Origin of the sequence: Kitasatospora sp. NPDC001527 (genome assembly GCF_040298605.1) — a bacterium.
In the GTDB taxonomy this organism is placed as follows: domain Bacteria; phylum Actinomycetota; class Actinomycetes; order Streptomycetales; family Streptomycetaceae; genus Kitasatospora.
Genome location: NZ_JBEPAM010000010.1, coordinates 196473 through 215292 on the forward strand (window position 1 = coordinate 196473; position 18820 = coordinate 215292).

16 protein-coding genes are annotated in these 18820 nt (G+C 74.8%); 10 read left to right on the plus strand and 6 right to left on the minus strand.

Going from position 1 to position 18820, the window contains the following annotated elements:
* Positions 1 to 4 precede the first annotated feature (4 nt).
* From ABT238_RS13835 to ABT238_RS13850, 4 genes are all read left to right on the plus strand, one after another.
* Complete coding sequence (locus ABT238_RS13835; protein WP_502884347.1) at positions 5 to 436, plus strand: DUF742 domain-containing protein; 432 nt, start codon at positions 5 to 7, stop codon at positions 434 to 436.
* 3 nt (positions 437 to 439) lie between these two features.
* The gene (locus ABT238_RS13840) at positions 440 to 1048 is read left to right on the plus strand and encodes a GTP-binding protein (RefSeq protein WP_350569853.1); all 609 of its coding nucleotides are present in this window, start codon (positions 440 to 442) and stop codon (positions 1046 to 1048) included.
* A gap of 93 nt (positions 1049 to 1141) precedes the next feature.
* On the plus strand, positions 1142 to 2275 hold the full coding sequence (locus ABT238_RS13845; RefSeq protein ID WP_350757462.1) for an FAD-dependent monooxygenase: 1134 nt from the start codon (positions 1142 to 1144) through the stop codon (positions 2273 to 2275).
* Positions 2276 to 2394: 119 nt separating this feature from the next.
* Positions 2395 to 3474: an aminotransferase class I/II-fold pyridoxal phosphate-dependent enzyme gene (locus tag ABT238_RS13850; protein WP_350569856.1), complete on the plus strand. Its 1080-nt coding sequence runs from the start codon at positions 2395 to 2397 to the stop codon at positions 3472 to 3474.
* On the opposite strand, the gene ABT238_RS13855 is transcribed toward ABT238_RS13850, so the two are convergent.
* Positions 3457 to 4242 carry a serine hydrolase gene (locus ABT238_RS13855; protein WP_350569857.1) on the minus strand — a complete coding sequence of 262 codons (786 nt, stop codon included), beginning with the start codon at positions 4240 to 4242 and terminating at the stop codon, positions 3457 to 3459. The genes ABT238_RS13850 and ABT238_RS13855 overlap by 18 nt on opposite strands.
* Before the next feature lie 186 nt (positions 4243 to 4428).
* Here ABT238_RS13855 and ABT238_RS13860 point away from each other — a divergent pair, with 186 nt between their 5' ends.
* Positions 4429 to 5958, plus strand: a complete 1530-nt coding sequence (locus ABT238_RS13860; RefSeq protein ID WP_350757466.1) for a right-handed parallel beta-helix repeat-containing protein — start codon at positions 4429 to 4431, stop codon at positions 5956 to 5958.
* Positions 5959 to 5965: 7 nt separating this feature from the next.
* Here ABT238_RS13860 and ABT238_RS13865 read toward each other — a convergent pair whose 3' ends face one another.
* Together ABT238_RS13865 and ABT238_RS13870 are read right to left on the minus strand one after the other, a co-directional pair.
* Complete coding sequence (locus ABT238_RS13865; RefSeq protein ID WP_350757469.1) at positions 5966 to 6838, minus strand: leucyl/phenylalanyl-tRNA--protein transferase; 873 nt, start codon at positions 6836 to 6838, stop codon at positions 5966 to 5968.
* On the minus strand, positions 6835 to 10356 hold the full coding sequence (locus ABT238_RS13870) for an amino acid adenylation domain-containing protein (protein WP_350569862.1): 3522 nt from the start codon (positions 10354 to 10356) through the stop codon (positions 6835 to 6837). The genes ABT238_RS13865 and ABT238_RS13870 overlap by 4 nt, the downstream gene beginning before the upstream one ends.
* Positions 10357 to 10482: 126 nt before the next feature.
* On the opposite strand from ABT238_RS13870, the gene ABT238_RS13875 reads away from it, so the two are divergent.
* Positions 10483 to 13656, plus strand: coding sequence for a putative bifunctional diguanylate cyclase/phosphodiesterase (locus ABT238_RS13875; protein WP_350757472.1), 3174 nt, complete (start codon positions 10483 to 10485; stop codon positions 13654 to 13656).
* An 80-nt stretch (positions 13657 to 13736) separates the two neighbouring features.
* Here ABT238_RS13875 and ABT238_RS13880 read toward each other — a convergent pair whose 3' ends face one another.
* Together ABT238_RS13880 and ABT238_RS13885 are read right to left on the minus strand one after the other, a co-directional pair.
* Positions 13737 to 14015: a hypothetical protein gene (locus tag ABT238_RS13880; RefSeq protein ID WP_350569865.1), complete on the minus strand. Its 279-nt coding sequence runs from the start codon at positions 14013 to 14015 to the stop codon at positions 13737 to 13739.
* Between the two features lie 137 nt (positions 14016 to 14152).
* Positions 14153 to 14755 carry a TetR/AcrR family transcriptional regulator gene (locus tag ABT238_RS13885; protein ID WP_350757476.1) on the minus strand — a complete coding sequence of 201 codons (603 nt, stop codon included), beginning with the start codon at positions 14753 to 14755 and terminating at the stop codon, positions 14153 to 14155.
* 93 nt (positions 14756 to 14848) lie between these two features.
* Here ABT238_RS13885 and ABT238_RS13890 point away from each other — a divergent pair, with 93 nt between their 5' ends.
* Together ABT238_RS13890 and ABT238_RS13895 are read left to right on the plus strand one after the other, a co-directional pair.
* Positions 14849 to 15886, plus strand: coding sequence for an aldo/keto reductase (locus ABT238_RS13890; RefSeq protein WP_350757479.1), 1038 nt, complete (start codon positions 14849 to 14851; stop codon positions 15884 to 15886).
* Positions 15887 to 15927: 41 nt separating this feature from the next.
* Entirely contained in the window at positions 15928 to 16419 is a 492-nt protein-coding gene (locus ABT238_RS13895; RefSeq protein ID WP_350757482.1) for a GNAT family N-acetyltransferase, read from the plus strand.
* 56 nt (positions 16420 to 16475) lie between these two features.
* Here ABT238_RS13895 and ABT238_RS13900 read toward each other — a convergent pair whose 3' ends face one another.
* Positions 16476 to 17102, minus strand: a complete 627-nt coding sequence (locus ABT238_RS13900; protein ID WP_350569872.1) for a TetR/AcrR family transcriptional regulator — start codon at positions 17100 to 17102, stop codon at positions 16476 to 16478.
* 85 nt (positions 17103 to 17187) lie between these two features.
* Here ABT238_RS13900 and ABT238_RS13905 point away from each other — a divergent pair, with 85 nt between their 5' ends.
* Both ABT238_RS13905 and ABT238_RS13910 read left to right on the plus strand, forming a co-directional pair.
* Positions 17188 to 18087: an alpha/beta fold hydrolase gene (locus ABT238_RS13905; RefSeq protein ID WP_350569873.1), complete on the plus strand. Its 900-nt coding sequence runs from the start codon at positions 17188 to 17190 to the stop codon at positions 18085 to 18087.
* A gap of 36 nt (positions 18088 to 18123) precedes the next feature.
* Positions 18124 to 18774 (plus strand): hypothetical protein, encoded by a 651-nt coding sequence (locus ABT238_RS13910; protein WP_350569875.1) that lies wholly within the window; start codon positions 18124 to 18126, stop codon positions 18772 to 18774.
* Positions 18775 to 18820: the final 46 nt, after the last annotated feature.

Below are 18820 nucleotides of genomic sequence, written 5' to 3' on the forward strand. Positions count from 1 at the left end.
CACGGTGAGGCCGCACTGGAGCGAGCTGCCCGACGAGGACGAGGACGACGAGTACGGCGCCGGCACCATGGTGCGCCCGTACACCATCACCCGCGGCCGGACGGCGCCGGAGCACGACCACCTCACCCTGATCACGCTGCTGACCACGGTCGAGGAGCTCGCGGACCCGGTCCTGGCCGCCCGGTCGTCCGGCCTCCGCGGACTGCAGCCGGAGCACCGCCTGATCCTGGAGCGGTGCCGCCGGCCGGCCGCCGTCGCCGAGGTGGCGGCCGGGCTCGACCTGCCGGTCTCGGTGACCAAGATCCTCCTGGGCGACCTCATCGCCCAGGGGTTGCTGCGGGCCCGGGCACCGATCTCGGTGGCCCGGGCCTCGGGGGACGGCGGCCTGGACCTCGGGCTGCTGACGGCCGTACGCGAAGGACTCCGGAGGCTCTGAACCATGGCACGATCCGCACCTCTCCCCTCCTCCCCCTCGTCCCCCTCCTCCGGCACCGCCCCCGTCGCCCCGGCGGCCCTGAAGATCCTGATCGCCGGCGGCTTCGGGGTCGGCAAGACCACCCTGGTCGGCACGGTCAGCGAGGTCGCGCCGCTGCGCACCGAGGAGTACCTGACCCGCGCCAGCGAGGGCGTCGACGACCTGTCCGGGGTGGACAACAAGGAGACCACCACGGTCGCCCTGGATTTCGGACGGATCACCATCAGCCCGGAGCTGGTGATCTACCTGTTCGGCACGCCCGGCCAGGAGCGCTTCTGGTTCATGTGGAACGACCTGGTGAACGGCGCGCTCGGCGGCATCGTGATCGCCGACACCCGCCGGCTGGACAGCAGCTTCGCCTCGATCGACTTCTTCGAGAGCCGGGGCATCCCGTTCGTGGTGGCGATCAACTGCTTCCACGGCGAGAACACCCGCAGCGTGGCGGAGGTCCGGGCCGCCCTGGACCTCGACCCGCAGGTGCCGATGCTGGTCGGCGACGTGCGGGTGCGGACCTTCGGGCGGGACCTGCTGCTCGCGCTGGTCGACCACCTGATGGAGCTGTCGGCCGCCTGACGGAGCCGCGGGCCGGCGCCCCGGTCCGCCGGGGTCCGGCCCGGCCCGCTGAAACGTTTTTCCCTTTCCTCCTCCCCTTGGAGTACCACCACCATGACCCCACCCCTGCGCGTCCTCGTCCACGGCGCCGGCATCGGCGGCCTGACCGCCGCCACCGCCCTCGCCGGCCGCGGCCACCGGGTCGACGTCGTCGAGCTGCGCGACGCCCTGGAGGCGCTCGGCGTCGGCATCATCCAGCCCTCCAACGCGCTGCACGTGATGCGCGAGATCGGCGTGCTGGAGCAGTGCCTGACGGTCGGCTTCGAGTGGGAGGTGCTCACCATCTGCGACCCGGCCGGCGGCGTCCTCGCCAAGATCCCGCAGCCCCGGATGGACGACGCGCCGTCCAACAACGGCATCCCCCGCCCGGCGCTGGCCCGGGTGCTGGGCGAGGCCGCCACCGCCGAAGGCGCGACCCTGCGCTTCGGCACCACCATCGCCGACCTCACCGACGAGGGCGGGGAGGTGGCGGTCACCCTGTCCGACGGCAGCAGCGCCCGCTACGACCTGGTGGTCGGCTTCGACGGCATCGGCTCGCCGCTGCGCAAGCGGCTCTACGGCGAGAAGTACGCGCCCGAGTACACCGGCTTCGCCAACTGGCGCGTCACCCTGCCGCGTTCGCCCGAGGTGCAGGGCGTGGTGATGTCCACCGGCAACCTGAAGGCGAAGGCGCTGCTGACCCCGATCAGCGCGGACCTCATGTACCTGGGCTCGGTGTTCGCCGAGGCCGAGGACTTCCGCCCGGACCCGCGGCGCGCCCACGAGCAGCTGCGCGAGCGCCTGGCCGGCTTCGGCGGGCCGATCGCCGAGGCGCTGGACCAGGTCACCGACCCGGCGGCGGTGGTGTACTCGCGGATCTCGCAGGTCACCGTCGAGGAGCCGTGGCACGTCGGCCGGGTGGTGCTGGCCGGCGACGCCGCGCACGCCTCCACCCCGCACCTGGCGCAGGGCGCCGCGATGGCCGTCGAGGACGCCCTGGTGCTGGCGCAGAGCCTGGACGCCGCCGCCTCGGTGCCCGAGGCGCTGACCGCCTGGGAGGAGCGCCGCCGGCCGCGCGCCATGTGGGTGCAGGCGCTGTCCCGGGCCGTCCTCAAGCAGGAGACCGGCACGCCGACCACCCCGGAGGAGGACGAGCTGCTGAAGGTCGGCGTCCCGGGCGCCGCACACGTGCTCGTCAAGCCCTACTGACCCGTCCCGTCCCCTCGCACGCGAACCACCCGGGCCCGGTGCGGACTTGTGTCCGCGCCGGGCCCCGGACAGACTTGACGCCCGTCCGACAAAGTGGCCAGCCGCCCGAGGAGTGACGGATGACGCCGTCCTTGTTCCGCATGCTCGACCTGCACGAGGCCGTCGAACGGGCCCGGCAGCGACCGGAGGGACGGCTGTTCGTCTCCGACTACAACGGCGGCCACCCCTTCGTCGCCGACTACCTCGGCGACCTCGCACACACCCCGCCCTACCGGCTGGGCGACGTCACCCGCTACTCGGCGCTCGACGAGGACCCCGCCCTGCGCGCCAAGATCGCCCGCCTGCACGAGGGGTACGACGCCGAGCCGTGCTCCCCGGACCGGGTCGTCCCGGCCGGCGGCTCCAGCGCACTGCTCGGCACCTTCTGCACCTGGCTGCACCTCACCGGCCGCACCCGGATCCACTACCTGCCGCCGGTCCACTACAAGTTCGCCTACTTCTTCCGGCGGTTCGGCATCGACCCGGTGAAGGTCGCCGAGGCGCACGCCCACCAGTCCGGCTTCGACCTCCGGCTCCCGGACGAGGACACGGTCCTGCTGCTCACCGACCCGGTCTGGTACACCGGCCGGCGGGTCCCCGAGCTGGTGCTCAAGCAGATCGCCGAGTGGCAGCGCGCCACCGGCTCCCTGGTGTTCGTCGACGGCACCTTCCAGTACATGCGCTGGGACGGCGGACGCCGCGAGGACTCCGCCGCGCTGCCCGCCGGCCGCACGCTGCGGATGGTCTGCCCCACCAAGTACCTGTCCATCCACGGCTACCGCTGCGCCCACCTGCTGGTCCCGGAGCCGCTGCGAGAACCGCTCGCCGAGCTGCACCTCAACCTGCACGGCGACGTCGCCCTCGCCGACCGGCTGTTCGCCCACCGGGCCGCCGACCTGATGCTGATCGAGGGCAACCACCGGCTGCTCGACCACGTCCGTGCCAACCACCAACGCCTCACCGCCGCCGGGGCGCTGGCCGAGCAGGACCGGATCGACACCGGCTACTTCCTGTTCGCCCGCCCGCACGCCCCGGCCGAACGGCTGCTCGCCCTCGACGGCCGCCACTTCGAACTCCCCGGCCGCCCGGGCTTCGTACGGATCAACCTGCTCAACGAGGCGGCGCTGGCGGGCCTGGAGGAACTAGGGCAGCACGGATGAACCGGCACCGACGGCGCTGATCGCGTGCCGCCGCTCCCACACCGCCGCCGAGACCCTGGCCAGCAGGCGGGCGGCCGGATCGGCGGCGGCCTCGTCGGCGCCCGAGGCGAGCGGGCCGGTGTAGCAGACGGCCAGCAGGTACGGGGGGCAGTCCTCGGGGGTGACCAGGCCGACGCAGTGCCGCACGCCGGGGAACCAGCCGTTCTTGAAGGCCACCCTGGTCCCCGGCGGAAGCCCGGCCGCGAGGTCGACCCGGAAGGCGTTGCGCTCCAGCAGTGCGAGCACCTGCGGCTCGCCGTCCAGGGACTGCAGCAGCCGGACCAGGTCCCGCGCCGTCACCCGGTTGTGCACCCCCGCGTCGCGCGCCCGGTAGTCCTCGATGCCGCGCGGGCTGGCGCTGCGGGTGGCCCCCGCCCGGTGCCAGACCTCGTCCACCGCCTCGTGCCCGGCCCGGGCCAGGCACAGGTTGGTGGCGAGGTTGGAGGAGTGGGTGATCATCCGCTCGGCGAGCAGCCCCAGCGGCACGGTGGCGCCCAGCAGCGTCCACGGCACCGGATCGCTGTCCCGGTCCGGATCGTTGCCGAACTCCCCGCCCGCCCGGGAGGTGAAGGTGTTCACCACCGGCACCGGCGCGCCGAGGTCCGCCCCCGCGCGGTGCAGCGCGGCCAGGACCGCCACCTTCATCGTGCTCGCGGCGTCGTGCGCCACGTCCCCGTTCCGCTCGAACACCGGCTCATCGCCCCAGGGGGCCACCACAACTGACAACATGTCGGCTCCCGTCCCCCCGCACGCCGCGGCCCAAACCGATGCGGGGCACCGACCGCTTCCGGTTGAGGTGGCGCGCGGGGCCGTGGATACTCATGGCGACTCCCGCATCCGTCCGTTCACGCAAGGTTTCTGTCGATACGTCAGTCGAATCCCGCCGCGCCGCGCCACTCCAGGAGGATCCCGCCCATGCCAGTACCCCGTCGCGCCGGCCTCGCCCTCGCGATCGCGGGCTCCGCGGTCGCCGGGACCGCGCTCCCGTTCACCGCGTACGCCGAGAGCACCGCGTCCACCGAGAGCGTCGCATCCACCGAGAGCACCGTGCTCCACGTCGACAACGGCCCCCGCTCGAACTGCTCGGACTCCGGGAGCGGCACCCGGGAGCGGCCGTTCTGCACCGTCCAGGCCGCCGCCGACGTGGCCGGACCCGGGCAGACCGTCCAGCTCGCGCCGGGCCGCCGGTTCACCGGCCAGGTCACCGTCAGGCGCTCCGGCGAGCCCGGCCGGCCGATCGTCTTCCAGGGCGCCGAGCCGACCGTCCACGCGCCGGACACCTCCGTGGGGACGCGCCACTGGGCCCGGGGGTCGGCCCCCGCTCCGCACGCCTTCGTGTTCGAGGGCGTGCACGACGTCACCGTCACCGGCCTGCGCCTGGACGCCCCGCAGGAGGGCGTGCTCGTCAAGGACTCCACCCGGATCGCCGTGGACCACAACGACGTCGAGGCCGGCGACCCGGTCCGCGGCGGCGTGCGGGCCTTCCCGGCGGCGACCCCGAGCGTCCGGATCACCGGAGCGGGCTCGTACGTCACGGTGAGCCGCAACCGGATCTCCGCCGCGCCCGTGAGCGGCGTCGCGGTCGACGCCGGGACCTCCGGCGTGGTGGTCACCACCAACCTGATCACCGGGGGCGCCGGCCGGGGCGTGCTGGTCACCGACGCGCCCGGCACGATCGTGGTGGGCAACACCTTCGGCCGCAACTGCGGGAGCGACCTGGAGTTCGCCGGGAACTCCACCGGGTCGGTGGCCGAGAACAACATCCTGGCCAAGCGGCCCGCCCCGCGCTGCGGCGGCACGCCGCCCACCGCGGTCCCGCTGGTGGTGTCGGCCGGATCCGTCCGGAGCACCAGGGTCGACTACAACACCGTCGTGCCGTGGGGCCCGTACGCCTACTCCTGGGGCGACACCCCGTTCGCCACCCCCGAGGCCTTCCGGGCCGTCGGGCAGGGCGCGAGCGACAACGCCGTCGACCCGGGATTCGCCGCCGACCGCGAGGACTACACCCCGGCCGCCGTGACGGGCGTGACGGACGCCGCCGACCCGACCGCCCTCGGCACCCTGGCCACCGACCTCCTCGGCGCCGAGCCGGCCGACCACCCGCGCTTCCCCGGCTCCACCGCCTGGGGCTACCGGGACCGCGGCGCCATCGAACTCCAGGACCCGCTGCGCGTGCGCCTGAGCGCCCGCCACCACCCCCGGACGGGCCACCCGCTCAACGCGCGGTTCGCGGCCGGGTACACGACCGGCTGGGCGCCGGGCACCGCGACGCTGGACTTCGGGGACGGCAGCGCGCCGCGCGCGGTCGACCCCGGGTACGGGTTCGTCGACCACGACTACCCGGCCGCCGGCACCTACACCGCGACGCTCACCGCCGGCGGCCCGACCGGCCCGGTCCGCACGTCCACCGCCCGGGTCACCGTCGGCCCGGCGCCGATCGGGTGACGGACCGTCAGGTTTCGCTGGTCCGCCGGGTGTTGCGGTAGGGGTGGCGGTGGGCGCGCGAGCGGCCGTGCGGGCGCGGGTCGCGTGGCCGCTCGGGGGCGAGCCGGGCGGCGGGTCGGCGGGTGGTGTCCAGCGGGGCGACCGGCGCGGCGTCCTCGGCGAGCGCCGCGAGGTAGCGGGCCCGGGGCTGCGGGGCGGCGCCGAGCGAGCGCACGTGCGGGGAGTCCCACTGGGCGTCCATCAGCCGGCCCCCGGCGGCGGCGAAGCGGGCGGCGAGGTCGGCGACGGCGACCCGGGCGGCGTCCGGGCGGCGGTGGAACATCGAGTCCAGGCTGAGCACCGGCCCGACGGCGATCCCGAACACCCCGCCGACCAGCTCGCCGTCCTCCCACACCTCCGCGCTGTGGGCCGCGCCGAGCCGGTGCAGCCCGGTCAGCGCCTCCTGCAGCTCCGGGGTGAGCCACGGGGGTTCGCGCCCCTCGGCGCAGGCGGCGAGCACCGCGCCGAAGGCTTGGTCGGCGGTGGTCCACCAGTCCAGGCGGTTGCGCAGCAGCCGGGAGAGCTTGCGCCCGAGCTGGACGCCGTCGGGGGCGAGCAGCGGCCGGGGGTCGGGCGACCACCAGGCGAGCGCGTACGGGTCCGCGCCGTGGTCGGGGCCCGGCAGCAGGGCGACCTCGCCGGCCGCCACCGCCCGTTCGGCGCGGGCCTCGTTGAAGGCGCTCGCGTAGGCGTCGGCGGCGGGCAGCGGGAACAGGCCGCGCCGGTAGGCGGCGAGCAGCGTGCCGGGGGCGAGGTCGGCGCCGAACGCGGCCGGGCCGTCGGCGGGCGCCCGGGCGACGTCGAGCGCCGCGAAGAGCTCCTCGGGGGCGGTGGCGGTCATCGTGGTGCCTCCAGCGGCGCGGTCCCCCGCGACGAAGTATGCCCCGACGGGGTCCGCCGCGGCGCGGCGAGGAAGCCCTCCGCGGTCAGCCGGTCGAGGTAGAAGTCGAGCAGGGCGTCGTCGACGGCGGGCAGTTCCACGCCGCTTCCGGCCAGCGCCCGGTCGGCGTCGGCCCGGTCGAAGCGCGGGAAGGTGGGGCGGAAGTACAGCTCGCTGATGGACAGGTCGGTGCCGGGCACGCGGTCGACGAAGAGCGGGACGAACGGGGTCATCGGGTGGGTCGGGTGCCCGGCGGCGAACCGGACCAGCTCGCGCACCCACCGGGCGTAGGGGACGGGGTCGACGGGGTGGCCCCGGGCGCGCAGCCGCCCGGCGAGGTCGGCGAGGTCGGCCGGGTGCGGCGAGGTCAGGTGGTACACCTCGCCGATGGCGGGGGCGTGGGCGACGACGTGGCAGACCGCCCGGCCGAACCGGTCGGCCGGGACGAAGTCCAGCGGCAGCCGGACGTCCGGGCAGCTCCCGCTCTCGGCGATGTACTTGATGAGCGCGCAGATCTCGGTACCGGTGTTCATCACGCCGGTGCGCAGGTCCCCGGTGACGTCGTTGGTGCGCAGCACGGTGACCGGCAGCCCGCCGGCGGCGGCGTTGTGGAGCAGCTGTTCGGCGACCCACTTGCTCTCGACGTAGCCGACGGCGAGCCGGTCGGGGTGGGCGAGCGGGGTCCGTTCGGCCACCTCGCGCACGCCCGCCGGGCCGAAGCCGGCCAGCACGGCGAGGGTGGAGAGGTAGTGGACGGGGATGCCGCGGGAGTGTCCGGCGAGGCGGACCACCTCGCGGGTGCCGGCGACGTTGGCGGCGCGCAGCTGGTGGTAGGGGTAGATGAAGTTGACCTGGCCGCCGAGGTGGTGGATGGCGTCGAGGCTGCCGGCCAGCCGGTCGAAGCGCTGTCGGCCGAGGCCGAGCAGCGGCTCGGCGAGGTCGCCGACGAGGGGGACGACGCGGCGGTCGGCGAGGTCGTGGCGCAGGTAGCGCTGCTGGGCGGCCCGCAGCCGTTCGAGGGCGTGTTCCTCGTCGGGGGCGCGGACCAGGCAGTGGATCCGGGCGTCGGTGGTGTGCAGCAGGGCGTCCAGGAGGTGGGCTCCGCAGAAGCCGGTGGCGCCGGTGAGCAGGATCTCGGTGGGTTCGGCGCGGGAGGGCGCGGGGCTCCAGGACTGCCGCAGGGGGGTGTCGAGGCGGGCCTCGGCGGTCCAGTCGACGGCGCTCTCGCCGTCGGTGGTGCCGGTGCCGGTGCGGGCGGCGAGGGTGGCGGCGGCGAAGGCGCGCAGGGTGGCGTCGCTCAGCAGTGCGCGGGTGAGCAAGCGGATCCGGGTGACGTCGATGCCGAACATGATGCGGGCGCGGGCGAGCATCTCCATGGCGAGCAGGGAGTTGCCGCCGAGTTCGAAGAAGTCGTCCCCGGGGCCGGCCTCCTCGACACCGAGCAGTTCGGACCAGAGCTGGGCCACGCCCGCCTCGACGGCGGAGCCGTTGCCGGGGGCGGCGGGGCCGGCGAGGCTTCCGGAGCCGTTCGGGGACGCGCCCGGGTCCGCCCGTCCCGGAGGCTCCGGCCGCTCCGGCCGCCCGCCGCCGCGCCGGCGCACCCGGGCCGGGGCGTCCGGCAGCCGGCGGCGGTCGATCTTCCCGGCCGGGGTGAGCGGCATGCTGTCGAGCAGCACGAACGCGGCCGGGACCATGAAGTCCGGCAGCCGTTCGGCGAGGTAGCCGCGGATCCGGCCGCGCCGGGCGCGGGGGCCGGAGGCGGCCCGGTCGGTGAGGGTGTAATAGGCGGTGAACACCCGGGTGCCGTCGTCGCCCTCGGTCACCGCGACCCGGGCCTGCCGGACGTCGGGGTGGGCGGCGAGCACCGACTCGACCTCGGCGGGGTCGACGCGGTGGCCGCGGACCTTCAGCTGGTCGTCCGAGCGGCCGAGGACCTCCAGGGTGCCGTCCGCCCGCCAGCGCCCGGCGTCGCCGGTGCGGTACATCCGCTCGCCGGGGTCGGGGGCGTAGGGGTCGGGCAGGAACGCCTCGGCGGTGAGTCCGGGTGCCTTCCAGTAGCCGCGGGCCAGGCCTGGTCCGCCGAGGTGGATCTCGCCCTTCTCGCCGGGGGGCACCGGGCTGAGCCGCCGGTCGAGCACGTGCACCCGCACCCCCGGCAGCGGCCGTCCGATCGGCACCGGCGCCGCGGGTCCGTGCGGTCCGGGGGCGGCGAGCACCTCCGCGGTGAGCTCGCCGAGGGTGGAGGTGACGGCCGCCTCGGTGACGCCGTAGGCGTTGACCAGCCGCACGCCCGGCAGCCGCTCCAGGCAGGCGCGGCAGTCGTCCTCGTGCACGGTGTCGCCGCCCACCACGATCAGCCGCAGCCCCTCGGGGGCGGGCCCTCCGGGCGGCAGGAGGGTGAGCAGGTGGTGCCAGTACGCGGGGGTGAGGTCGGCGACGGTCAGCCGCAGTTCGCGCATCCGGTGGGCCAGCTCGGTGGGGGCCCAGGTGCGGGCGCCGCCGGGGACGAGCGTGGCCCCGGCGACCAGGGACGCGAAGACCTGCTCCAGCGCGGTGTCGAAGCCCAGCGCGGCGAGCTGGAGCACCCGGTCGCGCGGGGTGAGCCCGTAGGCGTCGATCACCCGGTCGAGGGTGAAGACCAGGGAGCGGTGGGTGACCGGTACGCCTTTCGGGGTACCGGTGGTCCCCGAGGTGTAGATCAGGTAGGCGAGGTCGTCCGGCGCGCTGACGTCCGGGACCTCGACGGCTCCCGGGGGCCCCTCTCCCGGTGCCACCACCCGGACGCCCGGGAAGCGCGTCCCCTCCCCCGCCACGACCAGCCGCGCCCCGCAGTCCGCCACCAGCCCGGCCAGCCGCCGGTGCGGGTGGGCCGGGTCCAGCGGCAGGAAGGCGCCGCCGGCCTTGAGCACGGCGAGCCAGGCGGTCACCAGGTCGGTGCCGCGCTCCAGGCAGACCGGGACGATCCGCTCGGGCCCGGTGCCCAGGCCGCGCAGGACGGCGGCGAGCCGGTCGCTGCGGGCGTCCAGCCCGCCGTAGTCGAGCGCCTCGCCGTCGGTGAGCACGGCGAGGGCGCGCGGGTCGCGGGCGGCGCGCTCCCGGACCAGTCCGTGCACGGTGCCGGGCCGCCCGTCCGCGGTGTTCGGGTCCGCCCGGGTGACCCGTCCGGGTGACCGGCCCGCGCCGGCCCCCGCTGCGGCCCCGGCCCCGAGCCCGAGCCCGGGGGGATGCCAGGCGCGGTCCACGTACCGGCGGCACTCCTGGTGCGGGGCGGGACCGAACACCGTGCGCCAGCCGCCCGGCACCGTGAAGTCCCCCGGCCAGATCGTGTACTGACCGTCCTCGTTGACCAGCACGGCGTGACGTCCGGAATGCGCTCCCTGACGTGCTCCCCGTGCGCTCTCTGCTGCGTCGTCCACCGGCTTGACCTCGTGCTGTGGCGGCAGAATGCTGGGAGGTGCGACATTTCCGACTATACGCACTCAAGGCCCATTTCGAACGTCCGACCGGACCTTCCCGGCCCGGGCCGGACGCTCGCGAGCCCCTGCCCGGACCCCACCGCCCGCCCCGGCGGGCGAACGTGGTGATGCCGAGGAGGAGGTAGCTCGTTGACACGTCGGCGCCAACGCCTGATGGTCTGTTACCTGGCGTGGATGGTGCTGCTCACCGGCATCTACTACGCCAACCCCTCCCAGCGGATCATCTGGTGGACGGGCATCGGCCTGGGCGGCGTCGCCGCCATCGTGGCCGGCGTCCGCCTCAACCGGCCCTCCCACGCCGTCTACTGGTACCTGCTGGCGCTCGCCAACCTCAGCTTCACCGCGGGCGAGGTGGTGCAGGTCGTCCAGATGCAGTTCCTGCACCTGGGCAGTCCCTTCCCGTCCGTCGCCGACGGCTTCTACCTCGCCGAGTACCTGCTCTACGCGGCGGGCGTGCTGGGTTTCATCCGCTGGCGGACGGCGCATCAGGACCGGGCCAGCCTGCTGGACGCGCTCATCCTCACCATGGGCCTGGCGCTGCTCGCCTGGATCTACCTGATCCTGCCCTACGCCCGGAACCCGGAGCTCGACTGGCTCCAGAAGGCCGTCTCGATCGCCTACCCGCTCGGCGACGTCGTCGTGCTGGCCCTGCTGCTGCGCCTGATCGTGCCACGCGGAGGGGTGAGCCGCTCGCTGCAGCTGCTCGCCGCCGGAACCGTCGGCCTGCTGGTCTCCGACATCCTGTACGGGCTGATCCTGCTGCACGGCGACTGGCACATCGGCACCCCCGTGGACCTCGGCTGGGCCGCCTTCTACACCGCCTGGGGCGCCGCCGCGCTGCACCCCTCGATGGTCGAGCTGACCAGGCCCATCCCCAGCCAGCAGCCGGACATCGGCCCCGGCCGGCTCGCCCTGCTGGCCGCCGCCTCGCTGATCGCGCCGACCATCCTGATGGTCGAGGCGAGCAACGGCAACACCAGCAACGCCGGTGTCATCGGCGCCTTCTCCGCCGTCCTCTACCTGCTCGTGCTCGCCCGGCTCGCGGTCGTGGTGCGCGCCCGCCGGCAGGCCGTCGCCCGCGAGCGGGCGCTGCGCGAGGCCGGCTCCTCGCTCTCCGCGGCCGTCACCGTCGAGGAGGTCGCCGACGCCGTGCAGGCCGCCGCCTCCACCCTGATGCCGGCCGAGGCCGGCCACGTCGCGCTGCTCGCCGTCACCGAGGGCGGCGTGCTGCACGTGCGGCACGCCGAACGCGGCGCCGGCCGCCACCGCCTGGGCGCCGGGCACGACTCCGACGAGGTGCTCGCCCTCGCCGCCTACCGGGAGACCCGGCTGCTGCCCGTCGGGGACATCGGCAGCGGCCTCGCCGCCCGGCTGGACGGCATGCCGAACGCCCTGCTGTGCCCGCTCACCCTCGCCGAGCGCCCCTCCGGCGACCCGCTGATCGGCGCGCTCATCGTCACCGGCACCGAACAGGAGCTGACCAGCCTCTGGGGTTCGCTGGAGATCCTCGCCGCGCAGGCCGCCCTGGCCGTCGAGCGCGTCATGCTCAGCCAGGAGATCACCCGGCGCGACAGCGAGGCCTACTTCCGCACCCTGGTGCAGAGCGCCAACGACGTCATCCTCATCCTCAACGGCGACGACTCGGTGCGCTACGCCTCGGCCTCCTCGGCCGAGCGGGTCCTCGGCTACCCCAGCCTGGACGGCACGCTGCTCACCGACCTCGTCCCGACCGAGGACAGCCGGGCGGTCGGCAAGGCGCTGGCCCGGATGCGCGGCCCCGCCGTCGGCGGCGGCGGCCGCTCCGGCCTGGACACCCAGCGTGAGCACTGGCGGCTGCTGCGGGCCGACGGCTCCCCGATCGAGGCCGAGGTGCGGTGCAACGACCTGCGCGACGACCCGACGGTCGGCGGGCTGGTACTCACCCTGCGCGACGTCACCGAGCAGCGGCAGATGGAGCGCGAACTCACCCACCGGGCCTTCCACGACTCGCTCACCGGCCTGGCCAACCGGGTGCTCTTCCTGGACCGGGTCGGCCACGCGCTCTCCCGCGGCGAGCGCAGCGGCGCCGTCACCGGGGTGCTCTTCATCGACCTGGACGACTTCAAGGTGGTCAACGACACCCAGGGGCACGCGGTCGGGGACGAGCTGCTGGTCGCCGTCTCGCTGCGGATCTCCACCGCGCTGCGCGCCTCCGACACGGCGGCCCGGCTCGGCGGCGACGAGTTCGCGGTGCTGGTGGAGGACGCGCTGGAGCAGGCCGACGTCGGGGCGCTCGCGCAGGGCGTGCTGACGGCGTTCACCGAGCCGTTCAGGCTGAGCGCGGGCGCGGTGCGGGTGTCGGCGTCGATCGGGGTGGCGACGACGGAGGACAGCGTGGACGCCACCGAGCTGCTGAGCCACGCCGACCTGGCCCTGTACTCGGCGAAGGCGGCCGGCAAGCGGCAGTGGTGCCCCTACCGGCCGGCGCTGCAGGCCGGGCTGATGGCGCGGCACGAGCTGAACGAGAACCTGGACAGCGCGATCGCCGAGTCCGCGTTCCGCCTGTATTACCAGCCGATCGTCGATCTGGCGACCGGGGACCTGGTCGCCTTCGAGGCCCTGGTGCGGTGGCCGTCCGAGCGGCGCGGCATGCTACTGCCCGACGACTTCATCGCCCTCGCCGAGGAGAGCGGCCAGATCGTGCCGCTGGGCGCCTGGGTCCTGGAACGCGCCGCCCAGGAGGCGGCCGCCTGGCACGCCCTCAGCACCTCCGCCCGGGCCGCCGCCGGCCTGCCGCCGCTGCGGGTCAACGTCAACGTCTCCGCCCGCCAGTTCCGCGACGCCGGCTTCGTCGACGTGGTCCGCGGCGCGCTGCGCTCCTCCGGCATCCCCCCGCAGTCGCTGGTCCTGGAGCTGACCGAGTCCGTCCTGATGCGCCGCGACGAGCGCGTCCACACCGACATGCACACCCTCGGCGAACTCGGCGTCGGCATCGCCATCGACGACTTCGGCACCGGCTACTCGTCGCTCTCCTACCTGCGCGAGTTCCCGATCTCGGTGCTGAAGATCGACAAGTCCTTCATCGACGGCCTGGGCCTCTCCCAGCAGCAGTACGCCCTGGTCGAGGGCATCACCCGGATCGCCGACACCCTGGGCGTCCAGGTCATCGCCGAGGGCATCGAGCACCCCGAACAGCGCGACCTCCTCGCCGCCATGGGCTGCCCGCTCGGCCAGGGCTACCTCTTCGCCCACCCCCTCACCGCCGACCAGGCCCAGTCCTTCATCACCCACCGCACCACCCCCCTGGGCCAGGCCGGCCGCTAGGGTCCGTCTCCTTCGGATCACGCCGGCGCGGGAAGTCGGGCGGGCCGACCTCCCGCGCCGCGGTGGGTTTCGGCGGGCCGCTACTTCGGGGCGCGGCGGCAGGAGTCGGCCGCGGTGACGGCGGGGACGTAGTCGCCGCGCAGGAGGTGGTAACAGGTGTGGAAGTTCTCCTCGCCGCCACCGGCGCCGATCGTGCAGGCGTCCTGCACGATCTCCTTGCCCGCGTTGGGCGTGTCCTCCAGGACGTGGTAGTAGCAGCCCTGGGCGGTCGCGCTCGCCGTGGGGGCGAGTGCGACGCCGGTGCCCAGGGCGAGGCCGAGGCCGCCGGCGACAGCAGTGATCCGTCCAGCCAGCTTCATGGTGATCAAATCCTTTTATCCACAGGGGAATTGACGGCCGGTCCAGGCGGACGACCCGCCACGGGCCCCCGGCCGCGGAAAGATCTACCGAGGTGCCGCCCCCACCGCCCGGGAGCCACGCCGAAACCGCGCGAACATCACCCGAAGGCACCCGTCTTCGCCGCCGCCTCCGCCGCCGCGGCGGCGCGGTCGGCCGTCGCTTCGTCGAGCGGGTCGGGGGTGGTGAGCATGCGGTAGTAGAGGGGCGCGGAGACGGCGCGGATGACCTCCTCGGGGTCCGTGCCGGGCGGGAGTTCGCCGCGCTCGACCGCCTCCGCCACACACGGGGCCCACTCGGCGACACGCACGCGGTAGAAGCGGTGCAGGGCCTCGGCGGCCGCCGCGTCGCAGGTGGCGGCGACCAGCACGGCGCGGAACAGGGCGCCCTGCCGCGGATCGGCGAGGGTGCGCCGGATGAGCCGGGCGACGGCCCGCAGGTCCTCGTGCAGGGAGCCGGTGCGGGTGCGCGGGAGGGACTGCTCCGCCATGTCGGTGAGCAGGTCGGCGAGCAGCGCGCTCACCGAGCCCCAGCGCCGGTAGACGGTGGTGCGGCCGACCTCCGCGCGCCGGGCGACGTCGCCGAGGTCGAGCCCGGCGAACCCGACCTCGACCAGGGCGTCCTCGGCGGCCTTCAGTACGGCGGCGCGCACCCGCGCCGTCCGGCCGCCCGGCCGCCGCATGCCCGATTCCGGTGAAGTCATTAACGGGATTCCTGTTCCATTAGCGTCGCCGACAGTGCTAGGGTCGAACTCATCTTAACGGCACAACAGTCCCGTTAGCGAAGGGAACCTCCCATGGAACACCGCCGCCTCGGCGCGTCCGGCCTCACCGTCCCCGCCCTCTCCCTCGGCACCGGCACCTTCGGCGGCCGGGGCCCGCTCTTCGGCGCCTGGGGCACCACGGGCCCCGAGGAAGCCCGCCGCCTGCTCGACATCGCGATCGACGCCGGCGTCACCCTGTTCGACACCGCCGACGTCTACTCCGACGGCGCGTCCGAGGAGGTCCTCGGGCAGGCCGTCAAGGGCCGCCGGGACCAGGTGCTGATCTCCACCAAGGTCGGCCTGCCCACCGGCGACGGCCCAGCCGACGCCGGCACCTCCCGCGCCCGCCTGATCACCTCGGTCGACGCCGCCCTGCGCCGCCTCGACACCGACCACATCGACATCCTCCAGCTGCACGCCTTCGATGCCGCCACCCCCGTCGAGGAGGTGCTCGCCACCCTCGACGGCCTGGTCCGCGCCGGGAAGGTGCGCTACACCGGCGTCTCCAACTTCTCCGGCTGGCAGCTGATGAAGTCCCTCGCCGCCGCCGACCGCGACGCCCGCCCCCGCTACGTCGCCCACCAGGTCTACTACTCCCTCCTCGGCCGCGACTACGAGTGGGAGCTGATGCCGCTCGCCCGGGACCAGGGCGTCGGCGCCCTGGTCTGGAGCCCGCTCGGCTGGGGCCGCCTCACCGGGCGGATCCGCCGCGGCGGCCCGGTCCCGGCCGGCAGCCGCCTGCACGACACCGCCTCCTTCGGCCCGCCGGTGGACGACGAGCTGCTGTACGACGTGGTGGACGCGCTGGACGCGGTCGCCGGGGAGACCGGCCGCACCGTCCCCCAGGTGGCGATCAACTGGCTGCTGCGCCGCCCCACCGTCTCCTCGGTGATCATCGGCGCGCGCAACGAGGAGCAGCTGCGCCAGAACCTCGGCGCCGTGGGCTGGGAGCTGACGGCGGAGCAGGTCGCGCGCCTGGACGCCGCGAGCCTGCGCACCGCGCCGTACCCCTACTTCCCGTACCGCCGCCAGGAGGCCTTCGCCCGTCTCAACCCCCCGCTCGCGGGATAATCCGTTTGTCATGGCGGGACCCGGCGGTGCATCGTCTCGGCATGATCGAACTGCGGGAACTGACCTCCGACGACTGGCCGCTCTGGCGCGAACTGCGCCTGGCCGCCCTGGCCGAAGCGCCGTACGCCTTCGGTTCCACGCTCGCCGCCTGGCAGGGCGAGGGCGACCGGGAGGAGCGCTGGCGCTCACGGCTGGAGATCCCCGGCGCCCTCGACCTCGTCGCCCTCGTGGACGGCGAGCCCGCCGCGATGGCCACCGGTGTGCCCGGCGACGGCTCCGCCGAGCTGATCTCCATGTGGGTCGGCCCCCGGGCGCGCGGCCGGGGCGTGGGCGCGCTCCTGATCGCCGAGATCGAGCGGTGGGCGGCCCGGCGGGGCCTCGCCACCCTGCGCCTCGCCGTGATGCCGCACAACCCGCACGCCCGCGCCCTCTACGAGCGCACCGGCTTCACCGACACCGGCGAGCCCGGCGACCTCCTCCCCGACGGCGCCGGCCGCGAGATCGTGATGGCCAAGCCCCTCGCGGGCGCCTGACCTCCAGCCGGGGATCCGCGGCGCCCGCCCCGGCGGATCGGCCCGGCCCCGGCGGGTCACCGCGCCGGGTGGAAGAGCCGGCCGAGGTGGTAGCGCACGGCGGCCGTCGCGTCGTCCGCCGTGCGCTGGCCCAGCAGGACGCTCAGGCCGAGGCCGGCGGAGGCGGCCAGCAGGACGACGGCCTCCTGGCGGGCGTCCATCCGCGGGTCGGTGTCGCCGGCCTCCCGGGCGGCGGTCAGCTGGGCGACCAGGAAGGCCTCCATCTCGTCGGGCGCCGCGAGGAACCGCTGCCCGGCGAGCGCCGGGTCGGTGACGGAGAGCACCGCGTACTCGGTGTAGACGAGGTGGAAGGTGCGGCTCTCCTCGTCCGTCGGCACGGCTTCGAGCAGGACCGCCTCGACGACGTCGCGCGGGCGCGGCGCCGTCGAGGAGCCGGCCGCGCCGACGCGCTCGCCGACGCGCCGGCGCACCCGCTCGCCCATGCGCACGGCCAGCCGCTCCATCGCCGCGAGCAGCAGCTGCTCCTTGGTGTCGAAGTAGTACTGCACGAGCCGCACCGAGACGCCCGCCCCGATCGCCACCGACCGCATGGTGACGGCGTGCAGGCCGTCGCTCGCCGCCGCGCGCAGCAGCGCGTCGATGATGTGGGCGCGTCGTTCCTCGTGGTCCACCAGCTTGGGCATCGGGTTCCGGTTCCTCTCGGATTCTTTTATGGTACAAACATACCATCAAGTGCTGCTGCTACGCGTCCGCACTCCGGGAGGGACCATGACCAGAACCGCCGTCGGCCACTTCGTCAGCGACGAGGCCCGCACCACGTTCATGGCGGCATACGACCGCGCGATGGAGCTGTGGCCGGAGCCGCGTGAGGACCTGGACGTCGAGACCTCCTACGGGACCGTCCGCGTCCACCGCTACGGCCCCCGCGCCGGCGAGCCGATCGTCCTGCTGCACGGCCACGCCGGGCACGCGTCCAACTGGTACCCGCAGGTCGCCGCCCTGGGCGCGCACCACCCGGTCTACGCGATCGACACCCTCGACGACCCCGGCCGCAGCGTGCAGCGCGTCGTCGCGGCCGGCTCGCGGGAGAACGCCGCCTGGCTCGGCGAGGTCTTCGCCGCGCTCGACCTCGACCGCATCCACCTGGCCGGCCTCTCCTACGGCGGCTGGCTGGCCCTCAACCAGGCGATCCACGCGCCCGAACGCCTCGCCTCCGTCGCCCCGCTGGACCCGGGCGGCATCGAGAAGGTCCCCGCGCGCTTCTACCTCCACATGGTCGGCGGCCTGCTCGGCATGCTCGCGCCACGCCGCCTGCGCCCCGCGATCGGCCGGCTGCTCGCCAACCCCGCGCTCAGCTCCCCGCCCGAGATGATCGCGCCGATGCTGCTCGCCATGCGGGCCTACAAGCCCGCCACCCGCCCGCCGGCCCGGCCGTTCACCGACGAGGAACTGCGCTCGATCCGCCTGCCCGTCCTCGCCCTGGTCGGCCGGCGCAGCGCCCTGCTCCGCCCCCGCCAGGCCCTGCGGCGGATCACCGCGCTGATCCCGGGCGTCCACGCCGAGATCGTGGACCGGGCGGGCCACGGCCTCACCCTGGAACGCCCCGACCTGGTCAACGACCGCCTGCTGGGGTTCATCGCCTCCTGCCACGAGGGAGCCCCGAGCTGAAGGACCGCCGTCGGTCGGGGCGGCTAGCCTCCGGGCATGGCGAATTCTTCGTATCTGTGTTCCACGGACGTCGCGTCCCTCTACCCCTCCAGCCAGGTGGAGGGCTTCGATCCGCAGGGCGGGGTCGTCGCGCACGACGTCTCCGGCGTCCCGCTGCTCTGGCTCGCCCTGTTCCGTCCGGCGGACCTCGTGACCGGGGTGTTCACCGTCGAGGACGAGGACGAGGACGACGAGGACGGGGCGGTGGAGGCCACCGCGCCGCTGGTGGCGAAGGAGCGGGCGCTCGCGCAGCTCGACGCGGCGCTGCCGGCGCTGAACGCGCTCTTCGCCGCCGAGGGCGCGCTGGACGCCCACGCCGCCCTGCTGCGGCAGGCCGTCGAGCGGGCGCCGGGCGGCTTCGTGACGATCGAGCTCGACGAGATCGAGGCGGTGTGGGAGGAGGAGGACACCTTCCAGCCCGCCCTGCGCACCGCGCTGGCCTGCCTGGACGGCGGGGCGGAGGCGGCCGCGGGCCGCGCCCGGCTGGTCGAGCTGTCGCGGCTGCGGACCGGCCGGCCGTTCCCTCCCGCCCGGCTGCTGGTCGACGGGCTGGAGGCGGGCGAGGACGACTACTGGAACCTGGTACGGCTGCTCGGCACGAGCTTCGCCGCCGAAGTGCCGTGGGAGACGGCGCCCTCCATGGGCTGAGCCGGCCGGCCGGGCCGCCCGACCGCGAGCCCGACCCAAGCCTGGC

Excerpts from the sequence above, each read along its gene's own strand:
- ABT238_RS13840 (WP_350569853.1), top strand. The coding sequence starts at position 440 with ATGGCACGATCCGCACCTCTCCCCTCCTCCCCCTCGTCCCCCTCCTCC.
- ABT238_RS13845 (WP_350757462.1), top strand. The coding sequence starts at position 1,142 with ATGACCCCACCCCTGCGCGTCCTCGTCCACGGCGCCGGCATCGGCGGC.
- ABT238_RS13850 (WP_350569856.1), top strand. The coding sequence starts at position 2,395 with ATGACGCCGTCCTTGTTCCGCATGCTCGACCTGCACGAGGCCGTCGAA.
- ABT238_RS13855 (WP_350569857.1), bottom strand. The coding sequence starts at position 4,242 with ATGTTGTCAGTTGTGGTGGCCCCCTGGGGCGATGAGCCGGTGTTCGAG.
- ABT238_RS13860 (WP_350757466.1), top strand. The coding sequence starts at position 4,429 with ATGCCAGTACCCCGTCGCGCCGGCCTCGCCCTCGCGATCGCGGGCTCC.
- ABT238_RS13865 (WP_350757469.1), bottom strand. The coding sequence starts at position 6,838 with ATGACCGCCACCGCCCCCGAGGAGCTCTTCGCGGCGCTCGACGTCGCC.
- ABT238_RS13880 (WP_350569865.1), bottom strand. The coding sequence starts at position 14,015 with ATGAAGCTGGCTGGACGGATCACTGCTGTCGCCGGCGGCCTCGGCCTC.
- ABT238_RS13885 (WP_350757476.1), bottom strand. The coding sequence starts at position 14,755 with ATGACTTCACCGGAATCGGGCATGCGGCGGCCGGGCGGCCGGACGGCG.
- ABT238_RS13890 (WP_350757479.1), top strand. The coding sequence starts at position 14,849 with ATGGAACACCGCCGCCTCGGCGCGTCCGGCCTCACCGTCCCCGCCCTC.
- ABT238_RS13895 (WP_350757482.1), top strand. The coding sequence starts at position 15,928 with ATGATCGAACTGCGGGAACTGACCTCCGACGACTGGCCGCTCTGGCGC.
- ABT238_RS13900 (WP_350569872.1), bottom strand. The coding sequence starts at position 17,102 with ATGCCCAAGCTGGTGGACCACGAGGAACGACGCGCCCACATCATCGAC.
- ABT238_RS13905 (WP_350569873.1), top strand. The coding sequence starts at position 17,188 with ATGACCAGAACCGCCGTCGGCCACTTCGTCAGCGACGAGGCCCGCACC.
- ABT238_RS13910 (WP_350569875.1), top strand. The coding sequence starts at position 18,124 with ATGGCGAATTCTTCGTATCTGTGTTCCACGGACGTCGCGTCCCTCTAC.